At 56.7% G+C, this 7,101-nt stretch carries 3 protein-coding genes; all 3 read right to left on the bottom strand.

Features of this window, described 5'->3' with window-relative positions:
* A partial coding sequence (locus EPO09_RS09140) for a DUF6531 domain-containing protein (protein ID WP_290642362.1) occupies positions 1 to 4,935 on the bottom strand: 4,935 nt, incomplete at its 3' end.
* A gap of 60 nt (positions 4,936 to 4,995) precedes the next feature.
* Positions 4,996 to 6,429, bottom strand: a complete 1,434-nt coding sequence (locus EPO09_RS09135) for a putative Ig domain-containing protein (protein WP_290642360.1) — start codon at positions 6,427 to 6,429, stop codon at positions 4,996 to 4,998.
* A gap of 329 nt (positions 6,430 to 6,758) precedes the next feature.
* A partial coding sequence (locus tag EPO09_RS09130) for a hypothetical protein (RefSeq protein ID WP_290642358.1) occupies positions 6,759 to 7,101 on the bottom strand: 343 nt, incomplete at its 5' end.

The raw sequence follows: 7,101 nt of genomic DNA, 5'->3' as shown, positions 1-7,101 counted from the left end.
GCCTTCCTGATCGTATGCATGAACCGGACGGTTAGCCGCGTCGTAGTCGAACGCCAGCGTGTAACCGTCTGGATTGGTCACGGTCAGGACATTGCCTGCCGCGTCATACGTGAACGCTGAGGCAAAGCCGCCCGCGTCGAGCGATTGCGCAATACGGTCGGTATCGTCATAGCGCGACGAGCTGGAATCCACCAAAGTGGATACGCCAGACAAGCTCACCGTCAGCGATTGCCCGGATGAGTTGCCGTTGGCATCGAACGTGTAGTTGCGGAGTTGGCCCAGGCGGTCTGTAGCCTGGTAGGGGCGGTCAAGATCATCGAATTTGAACTGGGTGGCATACCAGTCGGCATCGACACCGGAGGTCAACCGGCCCAGGCTGTCGTAGCCCAGCGTAGCGGTGTTGACCGTGCTAGCGGCCGTGTCTGCGTTCTTGATGCCGATGCGGCTGGTGGACGTCGCATTCCACTTGTTCGTGTCAAAGCCATAGGTGACCAGCGGCCCCGTGTTGCTCGTCGCCGTATTGCTGGCGATCTGGCCTGCAAAATCCCGCACCCTCTTCGTGCTGGTCAGGTTGCCTGCTGTGTCATACCCATTCACCACCCAGCTCAGAATTTGGGCTGCGGTTGGGATGGCACATTCAGCGCTGGCACAACTGGGTGGCGTGTACGAAGACACAACCCTGATGGCATCGGTCAGGTTGCCGTTGGTGTCATAGCGCTGGATGGACCAGTGGCCGTTGCCATCCTGCGTGCGGCGGGGTTGGCCAAAGCTGTTGAAATCGAAATACTGCGTCGCAGCTGCTGTGCCACGCGGAGGCGTGACCTTCGTGACGTTGCCGTTGGTGTCATAGGCGTACTGCGTCTTGTAGCCTGCCGGGTTGGTCTCGGACAAGCGGTTGTACGGATTGGCGCAATTGGCTGAGCCAGCACTTTGACTGGCGTCCGTGCAGTCGTAGGTATAGGTATGCTCGGCGCCTCCTTCATCCACAATCTTCAATGGGTTGCCATAGGGATCGAAGAAGAAGTGCTTTTCGCCGAGGCGCTCATTGGTCTGTACAGTTTCGCGGCGGAAGTCGTTGTAAGTAAACAGATTGACCTGATCCGGCGAGCTGGTGCCGTTGATCAGTACCACCGTGTGCCTGAACACTCGCCCATTTGCGTAGTATTCAAACTTCATCCCGTTGCCACGCGGCAAGGTGTACTGCTTCATCAGATGGGCCAGGCTGGTGCCATCGGTCGATGTGTAGTAGCTGTAGCTGACACCGTTTTGCTTGCCTGCCACGGCAAGCGGGTTCTTGAAACTGTTGAGGTTGTTGTTGCCGTCCGTGTAACCGTACTGATAAATGCGACCCGAGTAATCCGCGATCTGTGTAATGTGGCTGCCGCTGTACGTAAAGCTCAAGGTGTGCCCCACGCTGTCAGTCACGGTGCACAGCAAGGTGCCGCCAACGCAACCCGTGGCAGCGGCATAGCTCATGGTCAGCACATTGCCGTTGCGATCCGTGATGGATTGCAAGGCGGCGAACACGGGCGTGGTGCTCGTGCCAGGTGTGCCAGAAGGTGCCGTGGCACTGGCGAACTTGTACGTGGTTCCGTTCTTCTCTTTGATGGAGTAGGTGCCATCTGCCAGACGCTGGAAGTTGACAAACACGCCGGAGGGATTGGCCAATGTGATGCCCTTGTTGACATCTCCGCCTGTTTGAGCAGACGTGGCAAAGTATTTCTCTGATCCGGTGCCGTCAATCCATGACAATTTGGCTTGCCCGCTTTCAAGACCGTAGAACTTCAGCTTGGCATTGAAACTGTGGGTCCACCCGTAGCCCAGCGGGCCATCGGCTGGACTACGGCTGTTATAGCTGCGGGCAAAAACCATCGCAAAGCCGCCGCGTCCCTTGATGGAGATATCGGTATCGTCGTGATACAGGTTGCCACTGACCATGTTCACGGGGTCACCCGATACCGTGGAAAACGGCGTTTTCCCGTTTGAAGCGGTCAAAGTGGTCGGAGCGGTATCGAACGACGTACCTGCTGAAGGTGTGCTGATAAAGATCGGTACGACAACAGGAGCAACGTAGTTGGCGTTCAACGTCGGTGTGTAGCTGCCGATGCTCAATTCCGGCCCGACAGAGTAGCCACCTGCGTATTTGTTGATCACATAGGAGGATGAGTACCCTCCGCCCGTTGACGTTTTGTCTTGCGATGACGCGTAAACAATCCCTTTCCAGTCGTTGTACTGGATCATTGACTTGGGCATGAGGATAGTCATGCCCTGATTCACCTGGCTGAGGATGCTGGCGCTGTTGGTGGTGTCGTCAATGATGCACTTGGGGTATTCCGTTCCGCTATATGTGCAATCGGTGGCAACCGAAGATGAGTGAACCGTCAGGGTTGGCCGAACAGAAGACCAATTTGCACTGTTGACAGTGACGGTTCCGATGCCGGTTTCATTCGCGTACTGAAGACCGCGAACCGTAGAGACGGCATCCAGCTTTGCGTTTTCCTGCCAAACATACGATTCGTAGTTCGACATGTCGTAGCCCATGAGCTTGAACGTTGTGAAGTCCAATGCGCCGCTCGTTAGATCTACGGGTTTGGCGTAGCCCCCCTTCACGTCCATCAAGAAGCCAGCACGGTTCACAGCAAAAGGCAGGTCGAAGACGTACTGCACCTTCATCTGCGTTGTGGCAAAGCCAAGGTGGTTGCCGCTCTCACCTGAGTTGCCATTCAAGGCACCGATCTGTTTGCCACCATCCGTGATGTAGCGCATGTACTTCAAACCAGCCACATGAAGGAATTCACCCAAGGTCGCATCAATTGTTGCCACACTCGCATTCGGATTGGCCGTGCTGTTAACCGTGGAAATCAGGTTGGCAGCGCGTTGAGCGATCAGCGCATCCGAGCCTTGGAAGGCATAGGCTTGTAGGGCGTACCAGTTCGCCGCACCAATGCTGGTGTAGGCGATGTAGTTGACGCGCCCAACGTGATTGGGGTCCACACTGGAAGTCAACTGCTTGAGCCCGACTTCCATCGTGAGCGAATTGGTGGTCGTACACAAACCCAAACTCGCTGTCGGAGTAGGTATCGTTTGCGGCCCCCCTTCGATCATGATGACAGGGGTCACATTGACCGTGCAGGGAATGGCCGATGTCGTGCTGCCGTCCGCTACCCAATTGTTGAGCGCGGTTTGGTCGCCCGTTGTCGCCCCTTTGAATGACAAGGTAAGGCGGTTTTGTACGATGTCCGGTATTGCGACCGAATACGTTGTCGGCAAATTCAAACCACCGAGATAAAGGCGATAGCGGTGATCATCGGGTAGGGAGGCGATCTCAGGCGATGATGTGCCCGGCCAATTCGTGTAGTTCACCACCTCATAGGGCAGCGTCGCCGGCAAGATGTCCAGATTCAGTTGATTGACGTTGCCCAAATAGGGCACGTCTTGCACCGTGGCATTGGGATCGCTTGAACGTACAGCTGCCTGGACTTGCTGCGCATAAACTTCGTGGGGAAGGCTGTCCGCGCCATTGCGCCGTTTGCTAAGGAAGCCTGAGTAGTCAAACGTCTGCGTGTTGGCCAAACCGCTCTGGTAGCTCTTATCCTTGAAACTGGGGTCAAGGGGGATCCAGCGCATACCGGAGTTGTCTGATGTGACGCCCCGATAATGCCCGTATGGCACGCAGGCCTCAACCCACACATGATTCAACTGGACAACACTGGTTGGACCACCTGCGTATTGCGGCCCACTTGCAGCGGTCATTCCTCCCTGATTCATGATCGCCACAGCAGCGGAGTACGATTTGGCGCCGACCCACCGTGCTGCCCGTCCACCCAAGGGGTCTGGATTGACGTCAGTGATCTGAACGACGCCACTCACGTAGCGTGCGGGTATGTTGGATGCGCGAAGCAAGGCAATGAGCAGCGAGGACTGATCCGTCGGTCCGCCTGCCATGGCTTGTAGCGTCGCGGCTCCCCCCTTCAAGGATCCGAAATACGGTTCGAACTTGACGTTGTTATAGACGTACTGGAAAATTTGCGCCGGCGAGTAATTCAACTGTGCAGCCAAATTCTGGATCGCAACTGCAGCCTTGGGCGCATCGGTTGTCGCAGCAAGGTCTGACGACGTGTAGCCGCAACTGGCCGCTTCGGGTGGCGTTGCGGGTGCGGCGGAGACCAATTGGGAGCCCGTGATGGCTGCCTCAGTAACCACCATCTTGGCGGCTGTCGGTGCGGCAGCGAGAACCTGGTTATTGCCGACCTTGGCATTACGACCCGAATAGTCACGTTGAATCTCGAAACTAGGCTTGGTTTTGCTCACTGGGAACGGTTTGAGCAAGAACGGCGTGGAATGAGCTCGCCAAGTAGGAACCGCCTCGCTGGGCACAATCTGAGAGGCCAGCACATCTCCGCGAAGCGTTTTAAGCTCACCCTTCAGGCCCGTCAGCGCAAGGCGCCTGCGTCCTGCATCGTTATCCTCTACGGCAATCAGTGCTCGCTCTAATCGGTCAAATCGGTCTCTAATCTGCACAGCAAGCTGATCCCAAGCGTTGACTTGAGAAGTCAAGCCTTGGTCAAGCAAACGCTTACGGATGGTCTGCGTATCTTGCAGAACCTCATTTTTGACACGGGCAAGCTCATGACGCTTGCCCGCAATCAGCATCTGATTGTTGCTGCCCTCTGGTGCATTGGCGATCTCGATGAGGTCATCAAGGTGGCGATTCAATGCGGTCAGTGAAGGGGTTTCCGCCGCAGATTGATTGGCCGCGATGATCTTGTGGGCGACGTCATCAGGCAGCGGCGCCGGATCCCTGTGCTGCGCATGCACCTGCCAGGAAAACAACGCAGCGACTGAGCACAACAAGTGGCCCTTGAACTGGCGAACACGTGAAAACATGGATAACCCCTGTGAGACCGGACCGCGCATGCTGTTGCCGCGCGACATGATTGCTTTGATGCGTGGAGACCCTCAGGCGCCCATACGTGTGCGCCGAGTCAATGACCGTCAACGGCCGCGACGTTTGCGCTCTGAGATGGCCATCGAAGTCATCAGCATCAACCCCATCAAGATGGCGCCCCATTCAGGCAAGGTTGGTGCATCAGCAACGTCCTGAGGTGCGCCGACATTGACCTGTGCATCCACATAGGACAAGGCAGAACTTGCATCGGTTTGCTGCAAGGTAAAGCTGTACGGCCCCGCTGCTGTTGGTGTTCCGCTCACCACACCGGACGAACTGATGCTCAAGCCTGGTGGCAGGCTTCCAGATGCCAGTGTGAATTGATAGGGGCTGGTACCACCGCTGCCTACGATGCTGTAGCTCATAGCTTGGCTGACATATGCTGCGATGGTGACCAAGGGCTTGTTGACACCCGCGACACTTTGTCCATTGCCCGGCTGCAACCCACGCGATGGGGTGCCAGTGCTCAAACCCAATACAGCCTTGACCGCGTCAGGCATGCCGTCTCCAGCCGTAGCGACAAGCGTTGTGCTGGGGTAAGCTTGCAGTGCCAAGGCTGTCTGGAACGGGTCGCTGGCCCAGGAGCCATCGGATTTCTGGCTGGTCACCAGATAGCCTTGTGCGTTGCCCAGAGAAGCGTCACTGGGATTGACCGCCTGGATTGCCAAGTAGGCCATGGCAGTTTCAAGCACCCCGCTGGTACCGTTGTCTCCAAACCCGCCGTCCGCGTTGAGTTTGGTCTTCAGAAATGCCACCGCGTTGGCCGCCATCGTCGCAGTCGAATACGTGGGGCCTCCGCTGACGCACTGGAAGCTGCTAAATCCTACCGAGCCAATCTTGAGCACCAGGGGAATAGTCATGGCTGTAGGCAAGATGCTGGCGGCCGAAGTGCTCGTCGGGGCGTTGCCCGATGAGACGCTCCCTGTATAGGACCATCCACCGCTGGCACGCTGTTGCAGCGCGATGATGCCGCACACAATGTTTTGCCAACCCGTGTAGCCGGCGTTGGTGTTCATCATCGTTGTCGCAGCCATGGAGGTATCGGCCACGCTGGTAGCGTACCCCGGCAGCGTTCCCCAGGAATTGTTCAGTGCGGTGGCTTGTGCAGACAGGCGCGTCATCAACGCAGTCACGTCATTGCCGACGGCATACAAGGTATCGATCTGCCGCGACTGGCCATCCGTACTGGACGGCTGAGCATTAGCCAGATAGGCGACACCCGAATAGAACGGCCGCCCGGTCTTGATCCCGGACTTCATCATGGCATTGAGTACAGCACTAGTGGATTGCACCGGCAGCCCCGCAGATAAGCGCCAACTGCCGTCACCTTTTTGGGTCTGGTATAGCCATGCCAAGCCCTTGGCGCGCGAGGTATCGATCTGCTGTGACGTGGGCGTAGAGGCATAAGCTGAAGCACTCAGCAATACCAATGTGCCCGCAGTACACATCATCCTCACGGCGAAACACTGCACCATCTTCATTTGCCTCTCCTGATTCCTTGTCCTTGTTAAGTCAGTCAAGCCCCATACGTTGATGGGCCATGCCGCTCAGGTCGGACCAATGTAGGAATAGGCCGTGAAAATTCCTCCTTCAATTTTCAGAGAAACATGAGCCGTTCGACTCAATCCCTCGACTGAAAAGCCTCATGGCGAACGAGACTCATGCGCTTATTGGGCACAGCTAAATAAGCGACCAAGCGATGCCGTGGCGGCCAAGCGCCCTCCTAGGAAAGCCGTTGTCGTTCAATCAACGAATACGGCTTAAGGCGCAAGCGACCATCCGCTTGACTGAAATATTCCTGAAAGATGCATCACGCATCAGTCGGCGCCAAGAAACCAACAAGCCGGTTTGTGCCAAGGCCGATCAAGATGCCCAACAGGGCCGTCATCGCGAACCTGCCGCCACCTTGAAGAAACTGACACCAGATAAGCAAAGGCGAGAACAGATCGGGTGCAAAAGCATCGACGTGCAGGCTCCATATCGCCCCCCAGAGGACCATGGGCACGTCAAGAGACCACAAGAGAGCCAGTGCAGGCGGTATAGCCAAAGCGCGGAAAGGGAACACCCACCAGCGCCTGGCAGGCCACGCAAAGACCGTCGATATCAGCAGCGCACCGATCAGGATGATATTTCCAAGGAGGGTCGAAGCATTT

This window comes from Aquabacterium sp. (genome assembly GCF_004297345.1).
In the GTDB taxonomy this organism is placed as follows: Bacteria; Pseudomonadota; Gammaproteobacteria; order Burkholderiales; family Burkholderiaceae_C; genus Aquabacterium.
Note: the sequence above shows the minus strand (reverse complement) of the source record. Positions and strands in the feature narration are given on the sequence as shown.

Coding starts and splice junctions, on each gene's coding strand:
- EPO09_RS09135 (WP_290642360.1), bottom strand. CDS start 6,429: ATGAAGATGGTGCAGTGTTTCGCCGTGAGGATGATGTGTACTGCGGGC.